We start from the raw sequence: 16,053 nt of genomic DNA, 5'->3' as shown, positions 1-16,053 counted from the left end.
TTGACAGGGCTTGCTGTTGGCTTTGCGCGATTTGCCAGCCAGGCCTTGTCAACTGTTAATGGAATGATTTATTTGCTTCGTGAAAGTTCTGCTGATCCACCAGTTTTACAATACACCTGCTTCAGGGGGTGCTATTCGTTCCTACTACCTGGCCAACGCATTGGTGGAAAAAGGTATGGAGGTGGTGGTCATCACCACACACAATGCCTCCAACATCAAAACCATTACTTCTGAAGGAATTGAAATTCACTACCTGCCGGTGGATTACAACAACCGGTACGGGTTCTTTAAACGGATTTATTCATTCTGGTTGTTCGTATGGCACATTGTGAAATATGCCGGCAACTTTCGCGATGCGGATATGGTGTATGCCATTTCAACGCCTCTTACCACTGGTCTTGCTGCCATGTGGATCAAACTCCGGTATAACATTCCCTATTATTTTGAAGTGGGCGACCTGTGGCCGGAAGCCCCGGTACAGATGGGCTTCATTAAAAATCCGGTACTGAAAGCGATACTTTACAAACTGGAAGGACTCATTTATAAAAAATCCATTGCAGTAGTTGCCTTGTCGCAACCCATACAGGAGGCGATTGAAAAAACGGCATCCGGAAAAAAAGTACATCAGATTCCGAATATGGCGGACACGGAATTTTACAAACCTGAAACCAAGCGACCCGAACTTGAACAACGTTTTGGTGTTCAAGGCAAATTTGTCGTTGCCTACATCGGTACATTGGGTTTGGCAAATGGATTGGAGTACATAGTCCACAGCGCACAATACGCGCAGGAAGAAAACCTGAGTCTTCATTTTTTGATTTGTGGAGATGGAAAAATGCATGACGAACTACAGGGCATGATCATGGATAAAAAACTCACCAACATTTTGTTAACCGGGTTTCTTAAGCGTGAAGCAGTGCGTGAGGTGTTGAATGTTGCCGATGCTGCAGTGGTGAGCTACAGAAATTTACCGGTGTTGGAGACTGGCTCACCGAATAAATATTTTGATGGCCTGGCGGCCGGAAAATTAATGATTGTTAATGTTGGTGGATGGATGAAGCATGAACTTTTGCAACACGTTTGTGGCATAGCTGTTGACCCAAGAAATCCGGCAGATTTAGTTAATCAGCTAAAGCCATTTCTTACGGATTCAGCGCGTTTAAAAAACTTTCAGCAAAATGCCCGCCAGTTAGCCGAAACAACTTATTCTCGGAAAAAAATAGGCGAGCATTTTACAACGATATTTACTTAGCGCGCTTTGCGGAAACTTGGCGTGCTTTGCGAGAAAAATTCAACATAAAACTGCAAAGACCAGAATCCTTAATTTTGAGCGAGGTTGATTTTCGCAAAATTGTAAAACGTAGAATTCGCTACCTTTAACTATGCAAAAGCTTTATCCGACCCTCCTCACCCTCTTGGCTCTGGCTTGTTCACCATCAAACAAAGAGCAAGCAGATCAAGGCCAATCTTCAGATGAACAAGAATCAACCGCATCCATTAGCCTGGATGATTTACAGGGCGAGTGGCAACAACTCACTGAACGGGAAGATGGTTCTTACATCATCTTTCGCCCGTGCGATGCCGATAATATGATGTTACAGGTAAACAGCGATACGCTGATGATCGGCTGGGGACAGGATGCTTCGTTTGCACTGATCAAATCTTTTTACATGGATGAGGCTGGTCGTGTGGTGCTTGATGTTCACGATCAGGATGAGAACGCGACCAAAACCTATTTCATGCAATGGGAAGACGACAACGATCCGTTAGCGGGATGGTTTTTGTTTGGCTTGGACGAGCAACCGGTATTGATGGCGCATGAGTCCATTGTAGATCGGTACGTGGTTGTTCAACAACCCTGCCGCGAATGTTGGGATGATTGTGAAGAGGAGTAATCAGGATTGTCGGGCGATCAACTCTTCCGTAAAAGCTTTTAATACTTTTTTTGCAGTTTTGTTTCCGCCAACTTTTTCCAGTTGTTTAAACCCTTTCTTAAAGTATAGTTTGATTTTGCCTTCGGTTAATTCAGGAATCTGAAGTTCATTAAAAATCTGCTTAACTGCTTTGACCTTGGCCTGCTTGTTAAATTTCTTTGCCTGCAACCACTGCTGAAGCTCAGCACGTTGTTGCTTGTTGGCGCGTTCAAGCGCAGTAATCAGTAAAAAAGTTTTTTTGTTCGCAATAATGTCACCACCTACCTGCTTGCCAAATTTTTTTGGATCGGCATATGCATCCAGTAAATCATCCATCAACTGAAAACCAATGCCGATGTTGATCCCAAATTCACGCAACGCCTTGCAATCGGTTTTGGAGGCGCCTGCCAACATGCCGCCCAACTCGAGGCTGAAACCCAATAGCACGGCAGTCTTCTGACGAATCATGTAGATGTATTGTTCTACGGTTACCTGATTCAGGGTTTCAAATTCCATGTCCCATTGCTGCCCTTCGCACACTTCAGCTGCACAGGTGTTAAACGCTTTCAGTACCGGCTTCAACGTTTCCGGTTTCAGCGACAAGAACATGTTGTACACCTTTACCAGCATCACATCTCCGGAAAGAATGGCCGTGTTCACATTCCATTTTTCGTGCACGGTAACATTTCCCCTGCGCAGCGGAGCATTATCCATGATGTCGTCATGCATCAACGTGAAGTTGTGAAAGGCTTCTAAGGCCACTGCATAGGGCACAGCCTGCTTCACAGATTTTTTAAAGAGCGAATAACCCAGTAACACCAGCAGCGGGCGCATGCGTTTGCCCCCAATGTTCATCAGGTAGCGGATCGGTTCGTATAGGGAAGCGGGTTCGTTTCCAAAATTGTGGTGTTGAATTTCTTGTTCAATCCAACTTCTATAAGTCCCAGGAGTTATATGATTTTTTTTTGACACCGACTTTGAGATTCGGGCAAATATATAGATTGCCGGTACTACCGGCAATCTATATGGAGGCAATTATGTTTAAGGATAGAATTTTTTTAGTTGATGATTATGTGATGTGATTCTTCCTTGTCTTTATCTATACTTATCTTTAGTAGATACCTTCCTTTGTTAAGACCGATTACATCAATTTCGGTTTTATCAAATAGAATTCCTTCAAACACGACTGAGTTGGTGGCGAGATCGTAAAGTTTGTAAGAATGATTGTTTTGAATTTTTTCATTGATGGTTAAACTTAATTGGCTAATCTCGGTACTTATTAGACTACTTTTTTCAATAGTAAGTATTTCTGATGCTGGATTCGGAAAATAGCTGTAATAAAATCCCCCCTGATAACACGGATTGAAGTGTATTTCTGAATATGTTGCAGAAATACCGCAGGCGTTCATCGCTTTAACACCAACGCTGTAATTCATTATTGAACAATTATTTCTTGGTATTGGCATAGTAACATAATCACTATTTTGACCTGGGCCGGTATATAAAATGCCATCGCGATACCATTGATATCCGGATGCATCCGGAACAGGGTCAACCATAGCCTTAATACGTCCCAGCCAGGGGTCGACAACTACGCTGATGAATCCTGTAGGTTTGCGAGTGCCAACCCAAACATTTTTTGTTATTGGCAAAACACCACAACCTCCTGGTATCGTAAAAGTAATACTGCCTTGTCCGGTGGTTGAGGTTGTTGCAGCACGCAGTGCGGCAGTTGTTCCGTCTCCGGAAGAAGATGCTCCTCCGGTTGTTGCAAATAAGCCAGCCGGAGTGGCAGCCCATGTTATCGAAGCACCTGTTGGAGGATTATTCAGGGTAAAACCAGAGTTAGTGGTGCAAAGAACGTCTGTACCTGCAATGGTAGCCCCGATAGATGGATCTGCACATACGTACGCACAACTAAAAAAAGCGGGTTGGCCAATAATTTCCTGAAAAAGCCAACGCCCATTTCGAAGCGTTATCCGCGTATGAATTTGATTTGAGAATCCCGCCTCTGTTGGGTTTGAGAAGAAGTTTGCGGCCACAACATTTTTAGGTGCTGCTGGCGGTGCCGAGGGGGAGTAACTTCGGGTAATATCATTCAGCGTAATGGATTGTTGCCCACCTCCAACATCCAGTGCGCTGAAAGTAGGAATAAAGGAAAACCGCGTAATGGAAAACATATCTGCAAATGCAGCGGGAATCTCAAACGCGGCAATGTCATAAATTCCCCCACTGTTGTTATCAAGCGGCAGGTATGAAGCGAGTGAATGAAACTCTTTGTCAAAAAGTGTGGTGTTAGTATTGATCACGAACAAGATTTTTCTTTTAACCCACAATTTTCCTTTATAAACCCGCTGGGCCGACTGGTCAGGCAACGCATTGACAATGAACTGTGCTTTAACGTCCGTGCGGGTGGTAAGGATATTTCCGCCTATGGCAAGTTGCGGGTAGGTTGTAAGCAGGGCAAGCGGAGAGAGCAGGTTGCCTACCAGGTTTATCCAGTATTTTAATTTGAAGCTTTCCGAAAAATTTATAAACTCAGCATGGGGTGCAAACCCCTGATCTGTACCGCACTCCGACCCGCTGGCTAAAACGATGTTACGAATACCCCCTTGCTGCGGATACCCGAGAGTGTTGTGGTATTCATTCATAAAGGTTTCATGAATTGAGTTATTATGAAAGATAAAATGGCCGGAGCCAACAACTGAATACCGGAGCATTTGTCTTGCCGCAGGGCGGTTAAGCAACCTGTGAGCGCGGCCAAGCTCAGGCATAAGGCGGCCCAATGTTAAGCTTGCCGGGCTGTACGTTATGCCCGGCAGGCCGAACCCTATGCCTATACCGCTAAGATGGCTCACCGCTGCCTGAAAGCCTACAGGAATGTTAGCTCCCTGATGAGGACTGTCGAATGAGCAATACAATCGGGTGTCATGGGTTTTGTTGTCCAACTCCATATCGCGTAGTGCATAACGTGCAACAAGACCGCCCATACTGAATCCGATCACCACATTTTGCTGCATCACCCCATTATAAGGTTCCTTTACCGAGTTTACCCACTCAATAATATTTTCAACTAAGTACGCATTACGCTGTATATAGTCGGTGCCGTCATCAAAGTCAATAAAAATAAGGTCGAAGTCCTCGCCCTCTAAAGCATCGCTGAGGGTAGCATAGTGCGTACCATTATGAGTGTAGTTGATAAGCTGATCAATACCATTTCTTCTTGAAATAAAATCTTCAAATGAATAATTCTGCTCAGGATCACCCGGTGTTAAAATATTCCATCCGTCAAAGCCTTCCACTACAATCAGCGGTCTGCGTATTTCGCGCTGGGGGTTGGTGTATTCAACCGTAACCCGCGCCCCGGCCACCTGGCCCTGGTAAGCTTTGGGTGCCGGAAAACCCGTCAGCGGAAAATCAAACGTATCTACGTTCAGCCCCCCATACCGCGCCTGTATGTCGGGTATTTCATCAACGAAAAATTTGGTGCGACTTTCGCGGAACGAGGCATCGGTGTAGGTGAGTTTGAACTTCAACACCTTTTCGTCTTCGGTGGTATAGTATACATTAACCGGTACATTGGCCTGCAGGGTTTGATACCCTTGCCCATCATTAAAATCTACTTGGAGGGAGGCTACGGTTTTGCCCGTGTTGGAAACAAACAACTCTGGCTTGAACATAAACTGGTGCGAGCCGCCTTTCAGCCAATTGCGCGTGGGGGCGAGTGCAAAGGCATCTTTGATTTCATAAGGCGTTGTCGGTCTGCCCGGTGTGTCGTAAATTTTGTTGTTACTTACATACACCAGGCTGGGCACGGCATTATCCTTGAACCGTTCATAGTTAAGGTGCAGCCCGGTGATTAAAATAATGCCGCTGTGCTGTATTCCCAGTGTGTCGACCAGGTCAAATACAGTCACAGGTTCGGGTATAGTAGCATTGATATTGAACCGGCAAGTGTAGAGCGAGAGGTAGAGCGATTGCAACTCGGTAAGCTCAATGTAGTTGGTGTCGCTTGGTATGCCGTTGAACTTGTCGATGTTGGTAAAATAAATGCCGTAGTCGGTAAGCAACCCGGTGGTTACGGGCGTGCGGTTTACATGCTGGAAAATGGATTCAATTTCATTTTTCCAGGCATCCGATACCTGCGCCCAGGTTTGCATGCAGCAAAGCATGAGCAGGATTGAGAGGATTCTTTTCATCATGTTCGGGGGTTATGGTTAAACTTTATTTTAAGGAGCATAATTAAGATCGAAACGTCCGTGAGTAACCTTTATAATTTTATCGCAGTCATCCGAGTATGCTTCAAACTCAAATGTGCCGGAGATAATAAAATTGGTTTGGTCGAAATGGGTAATGACTAATTTCCCCTCGTATGAAATTGATGTAACATAATCACAGTTATTTCTTATGTCTTCAACAAGACCAAACATCTGTGGATACTCTGATAATAAATACTCCCCAGTTTCTAAGTTGTTTTCAAATAAGCCTATTATAATTCCTTGATTAAAATCCTTATTTATCAAAGTAGCTGTAATTGATAATACTCCTTCTTGATAAAAAGAAAGTGCATCAATCGAAGTTTTTGTCACCCAGGCTTTGCCATCTACGAGGCAGCCAAAGGTGTTTTTGCCTTCCTGCGTTGCGGGGGGGAGTTTTTCCAATTCTGTTTTGGGTTTTTGGCCTTTTTCAAACAGGTCGCAGCTTTCGAGTGATGCCATAGTGCCCAACAGCAGCAGAAGAGTGGTTATCGGAAGCATTTTTTTCATGATGGTTAAGGTTAATTCCTTTTTTCTATAAACGTTTTGTTGGATAGGAGTAACTCCTATTAATTATGAATTATTTGCTCCGGGGCCATATTATAGGATAAACTCCTACTGTATGTGTTGTTCTTTGTACAAAATAAGGTTTTGTCGCGCTTAATAAAAATTGGTTCTATAAACTGCTAATAAAGTCCCGTGAAATGTGTGAGGCGATTAGTTCCTACTATCATTCCCATATTGCCTGCCTTTAAACAAGCTTAATGAATTTATGAAAAACACCTAATTAAAGTAAGATAGTGTTGACTTAATTTTAATGAAGGATGCGCGAGGCTGTAAATGGCGACATTCACATGGGGAATTCGCAGAGAACTTTTTCGATTTTTTGGAGTGCAAGGGGATTTAAAGATTTTTTGATTTCTCTTTAGCAAAAACCAAATCAATCAGCCTGCGATCAACATCGGTTTTCTTTACGCGTACCCGAACCTGATCGCCCAACGTGAAAATCTTTTTGTTTCGTCTGCCTACAATGCAGTAGTTCTTTTCATCGAATTCGTAGTAGTCGTCATCCATGTCGGCCATGCGGATCATGCCTTCGCACTTGGTTTCAATAATTTCCACGTAAATGCCCCACTCGGTAACACCGGAAATCAAGCCATCGTATGCTTTATCACCAGCCATCAACGACATGAACTCAACCTGCTTGTATTTGATGGAAGCCCTTTCGGCATCGGCTGCGCGTTTTTCACGATCAGAAGAGTGGACACATTTTACCTCATATTCAGTTTTGCTTACCGGGCTGCCGCCATCCAGGTAATGCTGCAACAAGCGGTGCACCATCATATCCGGATACCTGCGGATGGGTGAGGTGAAGTGTGAGTAATGATCGAATGCTAAACCAAAGTGACCCTTCGCATCGGTTGAGTATTTTGCTTTGGCCATAGAGCGCACGGCCAGTTGTTGTAAAACATTCTGTTCCGGTTTGCCTTCAATCTCATTCATCAATTTGTTTAATGATCTCGAGATGGACCGCTCCTCTACATTTAACCGATGCCCGAATTGTTTGGCAAAATTGGCAAAGTCTTTAACCCGATCCGGATCAGGATAATCATGAATACGATAAACAAATGTATTTTTCTCCGGGCCTTTCTTTTGATTGTAGACGTGTGTCGCTACACGCTTGTTGGCCAGCAGCATAAACTCCTCAATCAGCTTGTGTGCATCCTTTCGCACTTTCGGAACAACGGCTAACGGCCTGCCTTTTTCATCAAGCTTGAATTTTACTTCTGTGGTTTCAAAGTTTACCGCTCCTTTAGCAAAGCGATCTTTCTTCAGTTTAAGGGCAAGTTCGTTCAGTGTTTTTAGTTCTTCTGCAAACAACCCCTTGCCACTTTCAATTACCTCCTGCGCTTCTTCGTAGGTAAACCGATGATCGGAATGGATAATGGTTCTTCCAAACCATTCTGTAACAATGTTGGCATGTTTATCCAATTCAAAAACGGCAGCAAATGTCAGTTTATCTTCTTTCGGACGCAGCGAACAAAGCTCATTGGAAAGTCTTTCCGGTAACATGGGAATGGTGCGATCTACCAGGTACACGGATGTGGCCCGGTCAAAAGCTTCTTTCTCCAGGTTTGAGTTGGGTTGAATGTAATGCGTTACATCGGCAATGTGAACACCCACCCGGTAATTACCGTTGGGTAATATTTCCAATGATAGCGCGTCATCAAAGTCCTTGGCATCTTCCGGGTCGATGGTGAATGTAGTCATCAGCCGGAAGTCCCAGCGTTTTTTGATTTCGTTTGGTGTAATGCCTTCGTCAATTTTTTTAGCCTCTTTTTCGATGGCAGGCGGAAATTTAAACGGCAAGCCAAACTCGGCCATGATGGAATGAATCTCGGCTTCGTTTTCACCGGCTTTTCCGAGAATGTTAATCACCTTGGCTTCCGGGTTGCCCTCGCCATCTCCCCAATTCAATACTTCAACAATTACCTTGTCGTTGGATTTTGCTCCATTAATATTTCCCTGGGCAATAAAAAAATCTTTGTGGATTTTCCGATAGTCAGCAACTACAAATGCAAAGTTTTTGGAGAGCTCCAGCCTGCCCACAAATTGTGTGCGTCCTCTTCGAAGAATTTCGACCACCCGTCCTTCCGGATGTTCGCCATGCCGGGTAGGAAGTATAGCGATGTTTACGGTGTCGCCATCAACGGCTGAACCCAAATCGCGTGCTTTAATGTACACATCGGGCCGGTCCTCGCCCACCGACACATAGGCGAAGCGTGAACTGACATGATCAACAATGCCGGTAAGGGTTTTTCCTTTTTGAGCGGTAGCATAAGTGCCGTTGCTCAGTTCTTTTATTTTTCCGGATTCCTCCAGCTCATACACCGAAAACGTCATCGCCTTGATGTCGTCTCGCTTTTTTAACCCCAGCTTTTTAGCGATTTGCTTGATGCTGTAGGCGCGACCGGGTGTTTCATTCAGTGCAGAAAGTATTCCGGATTCAAATTGTTGTTTGAAGGAAGGCGTATGTTTAGTTTGTTTTTTCTTTTTAGACATGTTTAGTAATTCAATTTTTCAGGATCCATTCGATTGTCCCAGAATCGTAAAAGTTCAACCTGATTGTTTTTTACCTTATAAAACAAGCTGACCTGACTTACGATGACACATCTGTGAATCTCAGGTTTTTTGGCAGATGAAACGAAAAGAAGGGGATTATCAGAAATGAGTTGCAAGATTTGCTCCGTGCGATCAATAAAATTGATTGCTTCTTTTTCAGTCCAATGTGCATTCAGATAATCCAAAATGGCAAAATAATCGCGCCTTGCGTCAGGTGACCAGCGTATTTCATACGCCATTAAGTTTTAAATTTTTGTTTCACTTCGCTCATTACCTCTTCATGCGAGAGACCTTTGCCTTCAGCCATATCTTTCTCAGCTTTTTCGATGCCTGATTTGAGTGAAGCGGGTAAATCATCCCAAAAATCTTTACCCAAACTTTTTGCCAACAGATCATCAACGATGGCATCCAGATTTTCAAGCAACCGGGTGTCGTTAATCCGGTTGATCTTTGCCGTGATTTCTTTCTTTACTTCAGCTGCGCTCATTTCTTGTCAAAAAGTAGATAAATATACTAAAAACACCAATCCAACCCGTTAGTTCAATTTAAGAATCATTCAAGCATGAATGATATTATGCTCCGCAATCAGCGGAACTCCCTTCATCCGAAGGTAAAGTTGTGTTAATACCACTACATCGCTTACGCAGTAATCTTTAATTCTCTCAAGATCTTTTTCTTTGTAATAAACGGAGTTCACCTGGCTTCCATCAATGCCGTTTTTGCTGGAAGGGATATTGAAAATGGCGGCCAATAAATCGAGCGAAGTATAATGCTTGTAATCGCCAAACTTCCAGAGCTCCATGGTATCGAGGTGGTTTACTTCCCACGATTTTTTTCCGGCCAGGTTAAGCGGAGCGGGCAACGCGATACCGTTTACCAGCATTCTGCGACTCATGTAGGGGTAATCGAATTCTTTACCGTTGTGCGCACAGAAGCGGATACTCGCATCTAGCTTGTCGAGCATGAATTTGAATTCAGTAAGCACAACTTTTTCATCGTGCCCGTAATAGGCTTTTGTCTTTAAGCCAAGCTCGCCCGATTCGGTATCATACAACTTGCCCACGGCAATGCAGACCACTTTTCCGAATTCGGCATAAATGCCTGCGCGCTGATGAAACAACTGCTCATCGGTTACACCTTCTTCGCGTTTTAAAAAGGAGGCTTTTCGCGACCATTGAGTTTTTAGCCGCTCATCCAATGAAGCGAAGTTGTCGGTACTGGCTACCGTTTCAATATCCAAAAAAAGAATGTCGCGTAGTTCGGGTATCATGAGTGCAGTATTCCTTCCATTTCCAATTCCTTAATATACGTAATATTATCCTCGTGAATGGAATCGGGTACGAAAACAAAGCGCTTATCAAAAATTTTTGTGCCGATATAGTAGCTCACCCAATATTCATTGTTTAGATGAAACACGGCCGGGTCAATGGGTTCAATCAATGCGGCACTTTCTGCGGCCACGGTTTCCAGAAAATGACGTAAGATGGAAGTCTGCTGTTCTTCGCCATCTTTCACACCGTATCCTTTGCTGGCGACTAATGTATTCTCAATCGGAAACGTATTTTTATTGATCAGGTAGACTCTCCACTCATCGCTTTCACCCGGTTGTTTCTTTCGGGCAATGGCAACGGTTACATTTTTTACTTCAGGTATTTCAATATCGCGAATCATACTAACTCCATTTCAAACAGGTGTGCAAGTTTTGTTTTCAAAATTTCTTCAACCGCTTTCATATCTTGCTTTTTGCCCAGTTCAAACTCCATAGAGGTAACAGCTTTATCATCAATACCACACGGAACGATGTAATCGAAATAGTTCAAGTCGGCATTTACATTAAAGGCAAAGCCGTGCATAGCCACCCAGCGACTGGTTTTTACTCCGAGGGCGCAGATTTTACGTGCACGACTTTCATTGTCCGGATCAAGCCACACACCTGTAAGTCCTGGAATGCGACCAGAAGAAATCCCGAATTCAGTGAGCGTTTGAATTACGGCTTCTTCCAGCAGGCGCATGTATTGGTGAATGTCGGTGAAGAAATTTTCAAGGTCAATAACCGGGTACCCAACAATTTGCCCCGGGCCGTGGTACGTAATATCGCCACCGCGATTGGTGTGTACGTAAGAAGCCTGAATGGTGTGGAGGTTTTCTTTTTTGATTTTCAGGTTGGCTTCATCGCCACTTTTACCTAAGGTAAAAACATGCGGGTGTTCACAGAAAATCAGGAAGTTCTCGGTGGGCTGTTGCTGCTCAACCGGCAAGTCGCGGTTTGCCTTTTTAACCTCCAGTATTTTTGCAAAAAGCGAAGCCTGGTAATCCCAGGCTTGTTTATAATCGATAAGTCCGAGGTGAATGAATTGCGTTTTGCGGTTGATGAGCGCGTTCACTTGATTTTATCCAGTTCCCCCTTCAAGTAATTGATCGATTCAATCGGATCGGGCTCCACACCATTCTCGCGCGCCAGGTAGTAGGAAACCCAATCGGTGAGATGAATGAGGTAGTAGTATTGCTCAAGCAGGGAAGCACCTTCACCCACCACATCAATAATCGGGTTCGATCGTTTTTCAAAAATATCGCGACAGATTTCCATGCGTTTCTCTACGCGCTCATGATCGTGGTCGGAGTACATATAAATCACCTGAAGCATCGGCATCAGGTTTTCCGGAAACTGCCAACCCACCAGTTCGTTGTGGTTCATTTCCGGAAATGTATTGATGTGCGCCAGGTGCTTGGCGTTTTCATTTAATTGTTGCTGAAAGCGAAGCGCCATCGCATACAACCGGTTGTCGCAGTAAATCATCGGCAATTTGCCTTTGAGTTTTCGTGCGATCAGCTCCGCTTCGTTTTGAATGCCTTTCTCTCCACGATCCAGAAACTGAATGGCATTCTCTGTTTCTTTGATATAGGTTGATCCAATAAGTCCGGTATGATACAACACCGACAGCAGGGCAATCATGTTGTAGGCAAGCATGGCACGCGGACTGTCAGATCCTGCAGGTAGCTGGATATAGAACAAATTATACTCACGTGCGATGTCGATCAGTTTACCACCCGAAGCCACAACAATTACGTGCGCACGCTTCAATAATGCTTTGTTCAAAGCAGCAATGGTTTCCTCGGTGTTGCCGCTGTAACTGCAGGCAATAAACAACGTATGCGGACTAACAAACTGGGGGATGTTGTAACTCTTGCACACCGTTATCGGAATGGGAATCCGGCCAAAGGTAAGCGACTCCACCAGGTTGGCGCCAATGCCCGATCCGCCCATTCCGGCAATCACCACATTGCGGATGTCGCTGCCCGGGCGCACCAGATCAATAGACTCACTTATTTTCAGTGCCTCGGCTAACTGGCGGGTAAAGCTCTCAATGTATTTCTTTGTTGCTGACATAGCGCTAAATTCACATCAAAGGTATTACTTAATGCATGAAATTAGAATGCTAGTAACAGAATTGTAACATTTATGTCGGATAAAGCCGCCATTGGAAAAAAAGGAGAGGACCTGGCAGCCGCGTATCTGGAGCAAAGAGGGTATCAGGTTGTGGCGCGGAACTTTCGCCACAAGCACGCAGAGATTGACCTGATTGTGAAAAAGGAAAACTGGTTACTGTTTGTGGAAGTGAAAGCCCGTAGTTCGAGTGCGTTTGGTGAGCCGGAAACGTTTGTAGATTTTAAAAAGGGAAGAAAAATTTTTGAAGCGGCTGAAGCATACATTTTTGCCAACGATTGGCACGGGCACATCCGGTTTGATATTATTTCTGTGAAGTTGGGGAACCCGCCTGAGATCAGGCATTTTGAGGATGCAATAAATTAGGAGGTTTGATCACCCGCCTTTATTGTTTCGATAGATCTCCCTTCCCTTATCGCTCCACTCAACTTTAATGAATGGTGTTACATTTTTATCGAAGGGTTCTTTGGGATACGCGATCAGTTTTTTTCTTCGTCCGCTGGGATAATACTCGTACCAATCGCCCACGCGTTGATCCCACCGGTATTCACCCGTAACCGCTACCTGACCGTTTTCAAAAAACATGTAGTAGTTGCCTTCCTTCTCCCCGAATTCAATTGGAATAATTTCTTTGGGTTTCTTGCGCTCCACGGGATCATAATAACTGATCATGGATTCGCGGGGCCAACCTCGAAAATATTTTTCTTTGTCCGTAAGCGTACTGTCGCGGTTGTACTTCATCCACCTACCGTGCTTGGTGCCCTTGTAAAAGATGCCGGTTTCCAGGATCACATTATTTTGCGTTTTCTTATATGGCCCATGAACCAACACGCCTTTCTTCGGATCGAACCGACTGGTGCGTACAATTTCCCCACGAGCAAAGTCGTAGTAATAAATGTCGCGCACCAGTGTTTCGGGCAATTCAGGTTTTTTCAGGTAATAGAAGTTTTCGTAAACCGTGCGTTCACCCACCCCTTTGCGGGAAAAGCCCTTTTTGGTTTTGATGCCGTAAAAAACTTTCTTCTTTACCTTTTTCTTTTTCGGAGTGTTGATCGGCTCTTCTTCCTTTTCAAAGTCGAGGTTTACCGGTGTGTCAATGGTAAACATGCGATCCTGCTCTTCTTCCTGGGCAAGCAGGGAAGTGCCGGTAAGGGCGAACAATCCGGTTAAAAGAAAAAGCTTTATGCGCATACGCCTTAAAAACGATGCTAAAATTGAAAAAGTATAGGCAAAATCGCAATTACCCCCTCCGACCTGCGGACACATTCCCCCTGTCAGGGGAGGAATCCGTGTGTAAGCATTAGGCTACAAACTCCACACTTCGCTTAATAAAATTAGTCAGGTCGGCACCGGTTAGCATATTCTGCGAAAGCAACGCAAGATCATAAGCCTGCTTGGCCAGTTTTGTTTTCTGCTCTTCAGTTTCAGCTTTCAGAATTTTCTGCACAATGCTGTGGTTGCCATTCACGGTTACTGCATAGCTGTCGGGCATGCTGCCCATAAAGGCGTAACCGCCACCACCCATTTTGGCCATGTCTTTCATCCTGCGCATAAATTCGCTCATGGTAATCACCACCGGTAAATCATCGGTGGCCATAGCCTCAACGGCAACGGTCATGTTGGTGTTGTTGATGGCTTTTTCAAAGATGTTTTTTACCTGTTCCTTCTCATCGTTACTCAACACACTTTCGGTTTTCTCATCTTTATCGATAAGCTTATCGGCTGTGTCGCTGTCAACACGTTTGATTTGCGTCTTCTCCAGTTTTTGCTCCAGCGTGTTAATAAAGTGGTTGTCGAGAATACCATCAAGCAACAAAACATCGTATGCTTTATTTTTAGCCGATTCAATAAAACTGTGTTGCTTGCCGGTGTCAGAGGCATACAGGTAAACCACATTCTTGTCTTTGTCGGTTTGGTTGGGCTTTACTTTCTCTTTGTATTCATCAAACGTGAAGTATTGATTGTCCACATTTTTGAATAGGGAGAAATCTTTTGCGCGATCGTAGAATTTTTCATCGCTGATGATGCCATACTTCACAAAGATGTTGATGTCATCCCATTTCTTTTCAAAATCCTTGCGATCCTTCTTGAATAAATCCTGAAGCTTGTCGGCTACTTTTTTGGTTATGTGCTGACTGATCTTTTTCACGTTGGCATCGCTTTGCAGATAGCTGCGCGATACGTTCAGCGGAATATCCGGTGAATCAAGTACACCGTGCAGCAACATGAGAAAATCAGGCACTACGTCTTTCACCTCATCGGTAATGAACACCTGGCGTGAATAGAGTTGAATTTTATTTTTCTGTATTTCGAAATCGTTTTTCACCTTGGGGAAGTACAGCACGCCCGTGAGGTTGAACGGATAATCTACATTCAGGTGAATCCAGAACAATGGGTCTTCACTGAATGGATAAAGCTCCTTGTAAAATTTCAGGTAATCTTCATCCTTTAAATCGTTTGGCGATTTTGTCCAGATGGGTTGGGTGTTGTTGATGATGCGATCAACGGTAACCGACTTATACTTTTTCTTTCCGTCTTTATCTTCGCCATCTTCGATGCTTTCTTCTTTCGTCCCAAACTTGATTTCAACCGGCAGGAACTTGCAGTATTTTTCGAGGATGCCTTTTAAACGGAATTCATCCAAAAATTCTTCTGAATCGGCATTGATGTGAAGGATCACATCCGTGCCACGGGTTTCTTTTTTGGCCGCACCGATTTCAAATTCAGTTGAACCATCGCATGTCCATTTAGCGGCTTCGTTTTCTTCTTTGTACGATTTGGAAATAACCTCAACCTTATCGGCCACCATAAAGGCAGAGTAAAAGCCCAACCCGAATTTTCCGATGATGTCTTTTGCATCGGTTTTATCCTTGAACTTTTCAACAAACTCAGTTGCTCCCGAAAAGGCAATCTGGTTAATGTATTTTTTTATTTCATCGGCTGTCATGCCAATGCCTTTGTCGCTAACGGTAATGGTTTTCTTTTTCTTATCGAAACTCACCTCAATTTTCAAATCGCCCAGTTCGCCATTAAACTCACCCAGGGAGCTGAGTTTTTTCAGTTTTTGCGTGGCATCCACTGCATTACTCACCAACTCGCGAAGGAAAATCTCATGATCGGAGTAGAGAAATTTCTTGATGATGGGGAAGATGTTCTCGGTATGGATGGAAATGGTACCTTTTTCCTTTACGGCTGCCATAGTGTATAAATTTTCAGTTTTAGGGTTAAAAAATGGGCAGGAACAACAAAAATCCCTGCGCAGGGCAGGGATTCAAAAGTTATTCCAAAGGGTTTTGGGTGACAGGTTGGCAGAAGT

The 16,053-nt window shown here is 44.1% G+C and carries 15 protein-coding genes; 3 read left to right on the top strand and 12 right to left on the bottom strand.

The annotated features are described in order from the left end of the window. The first annotated feature begins 79 nt into the window (after window positions 1-79). Together QY309_16075 and QY309_16070 are read left to right on the top strand one after the other, a co-directional pair. Window positions 80-1,252, top strand: a complete 1,173-nt coding sequence (locus QY309_16075; protein ID WKZ59369.1) for a glycosyltransferase family 4 protein — start codon at window positions 80-82, stop codon at window positions 1,250-1,252. 130 nt (window positions 1,253-1,382) lie between these two features. Next, window positions 1,383-1,895, top strand: a complete 513-nt coding sequence (locus tag QY309_16070) for a hypothetical protein (GenBank protein WKZ59368.1) — start codon at window positions 1,383-1,385, stop codon at window positions 1,893-1,895. On the opposite strand, the gene QY309_16065 is transcribed toward QY309_16070, so the two are convergent. From QY309_16065 to QY309_16020, 10 genes are all read right to left on the bottom strand, one after another. Further along, entirely contained in the window at window positions 1,896-2,885 is a 990-nt protein-coding gene (locus tag QY309_16065; protein ID WKZ59367.1) for a polyprenyl synthetase family protein, read from the bottom strand. Between the two features lie 86 nt (window positions 2,886-2,971). Then, window positions 2,972-6,115, bottom strand: coding sequence for a hypothetical protein (locus QY309_16060; protein WKZ59366.1), 3,144 nt, complete (start codon window positions 6,113-6,115; stop codon window positions 2,972-2,974). A 27-nt stretch (window positions 6,116-6,142) separates the two neighbouring features. Beyond that, on the bottom strand, window positions 6,143-6,679 hold the full coding sequence (locus QY309_16055; protein ID WKZ59365.1) for a DUF6252 family protein: 537 nt from the start codon (window positions 6,677-6,679) through the stop codon (window positions 6,143-6,145). Window positions 6,680-7,072: 393 nt separating this feature from the next. Next, on the bottom strand, window positions 7,073-9,232 hold the full coding sequence (gene rnr / locus QY309_16050) for a ribonuclease R (protein ID WKZ59364.1): 2,160 nt from the start codon (window positions 9,230-9,232) through the stop codon (window positions 7,073-7,075). A gap of 2 nt (window positions 9,233-9,234) precedes the next feature. Continuing rightward, window positions 9,235-9,531, bottom strand: coding sequence for a type II toxin-antitoxin system RelE/ParE family toxin (locus tag QY309_16045; GenBank protein WKZ59363.1), 297 nt, complete (start codon window positions 9,529-9,531; stop codon window positions 9,235-9,237). Then, window positions 9,531-9,779 carry a hypothetical protein gene (locus QY309_16040; GenBank protein ID WKZ59362.1) on the bottom strand — a complete coding sequence of 83 codons (249 nt, stop codon included), beginning with the start codon at window positions 9,777-9,779 and terminating at the stop codon, window positions 9,531-9,533. Before QY309_16040 ends, QY309_16045 begins: the two co-directional genes overlap by 1 nt. Window positions 9,780-9,848: 69 nt before the next feature. Next, window positions 9,849-10,562, bottom strand: coding sequence for a 3'-5' exonuclease (locus tag QY309_16035; protein WKZ59361.1), 714 nt, complete (start codon window positions 10,560-10,562; stop codon window positions 9,849-9,851). Continuing rightward, window positions 10,559-10,963, bottom strand: coding sequence for a hypothetical protein (locus QY309_16030; protein WKZ59360.1), 405 nt, complete (start codon window positions 10,961-10,963; stop codon window positions 10,559-10,561). The genes QY309_16035 and QY309_16030 overlap by 4 nt, the downstream gene beginning before the upstream one ends. Continuing rightward, window positions 10,960-11,676, bottom strand: coding sequence for a lipoyl(octanoyl) transferase LipB (lipB, locus tag QY309_16025; GenBank protein ID WKZ59359.1), 717 nt, complete (start codon window positions 11,674-11,676; stop codon window positions 10,960-10,962). The genes QY309_16030 and lipB overlap by 4 nt, the downstream gene beginning before the upstream one ends. Further along, window positions 11,673-12,680: a bifunctional phosphoglucose/phosphomannose isomerase gene (locus QY309_16020; protein ID WKZ59358.1), complete on the bottom strand. Its 1,008-nt coding sequence runs from the start codon at window positions 12,678-12,680 to the stop codon at window positions 11,673-11,675. Before QY309_16020 ends, lipB begins: the two co-directional genes overlap by 4 nt. Before the next feature lie 72 nt (window positions 12,681-12,752). Here QY309_16020 and QY309_16015 point away from each other — a divergent pair, with 72 nt between their 5' ends. Further along, complete coding sequence (locus QY309_16015; protein WKZ59357.1) at window positions 12,753-13,103, top strand: YraN family protein; 351 nt, start codon at window positions 12,753-12,755, stop codon at window positions 13,101-13,103. Window positions 13,104-13,112: 9 nt separating this feature from the next. Here QY309_16015 and QY309_16010 read toward each other — a convergent pair whose 3' ends face one another. Beyond that, window positions 13,113-13,928, bottom strand: coding sequence for a hypothetical protein (locus tag QY309_16010; GenBank protein WKZ59356.1), 816 nt, complete (start codon window positions 13,926-13,928; stop codon window positions 13,113-13,115). Window positions 13,929-14,037: 109 nt separating this feature from the next. Next, window positions 14,038-15,936, bottom strand: coding sequence for a molecular chaperone HtpG (htpG, locus tag QY309_16005; protein WKZ59355.1), 1,899 nt, complete (start codon window positions 15,934-15,936; stop codon window positions 14,038-14,040). Between the last annotated feature and the right edge of the window lie 117 nt (window positions 15,937-16,053).

The organism is Cyclobacteriaceae bacterium (assembly GCA_030584025.1).
Lineage (GTDB): Bacteria > Bacteroidota > Bacteroidia > Cytophagales > Cyclobacteriaceae > UBA2336.
This window is presented reverse-complemented; position numbering and strand designations above follow the sequence as displayed.

Excerpts from the sequence above, each read along its gene's own strand:
- QY309_16070 (WKZ59368.1), top strand. The coding sequence starts at position 1,383 with ATGCAAAAGCTTTATCCGACCCTCCTCACCCTCTTGGCTCTGGCTTGT.
- QY309_16060 (WKZ59366.1), bottom strand. The coding sequence starts at position 6,115 with ATGATGAAAAGAATCCTCTCAATCCTGCTCATGCTTTGCTGCATGCAA.
- QY309_16055 (WKZ59365.1), bottom strand. The coding sequence starts at position 6,679 with ATGAAAAAAATGCTTCCGATAACCACTCTTCTGCTGCTGTTGGGCACT.
- rnr (WKZ59364.1), bottom strand. The coding sequence starts at position 9,232 with ATGTCTAAAAAGAAAAAACAAACTAAACATACGCCTTCCTTCAAACAA.
- QY309_16045 (WKZ59363.1), bottom strand. The coding sequence starts at position 9,531 with ATGGCGTATGAAATACGCTGGTCACCTGACGCAAGGCGCGATTATTTT.
- QY309_16040 (WKZ59362.1), bottom strand. The coding sequence starts at position 9,779 with ATGAGCGCAGCTGAAGTAAAGAAAGAAATCACGGCAAAGATCAACCGG.
- QY309_16035 (WKZ59361.1), bottom strand. The coding sequence starts at position 10,562 with ATGATACCCGAACTACGCGACATTCTTTTTTTGGATATTGAAACGGTA.
- QY309_16030 (WKZ59360.1), bottom strand. The coding sequence starts at position 10,963 with ATGATTCGCGATATTGAAATACCTGAAGTAAAAAATGTAACCGTTGCC.
- QY309_16020 (WKZ59358.1), bottom strand. The coding sequence starts at position 12,680 with ATGTCAGCAACAAAGAAATACATTGAGAGCTTTACCCGCCAGTTAGCC.
- QY309_16015 (WKZ59357.1), top strand. The coding sequence starts at position 12,753 with ATGTCGGATAAAGCCGCCATTGGAAAAAAAGGAGAGGACCTGGCAGCC.
- QY309_16010 (WKZ59356.1), bottom strand. The coding sequence starts at position 13,928 with ATGCGCATAAAGCTTTTTCTTTTAACCGGATTGTTCGCCCTTACCGGC.
- htpG (WKZ59355.1), bottom strand. The coding sequence starts at position 15,936 with ATGGCAGCCGTAAAGGAAAAAGGTACCATTTCCATCCATACCGAGAAC.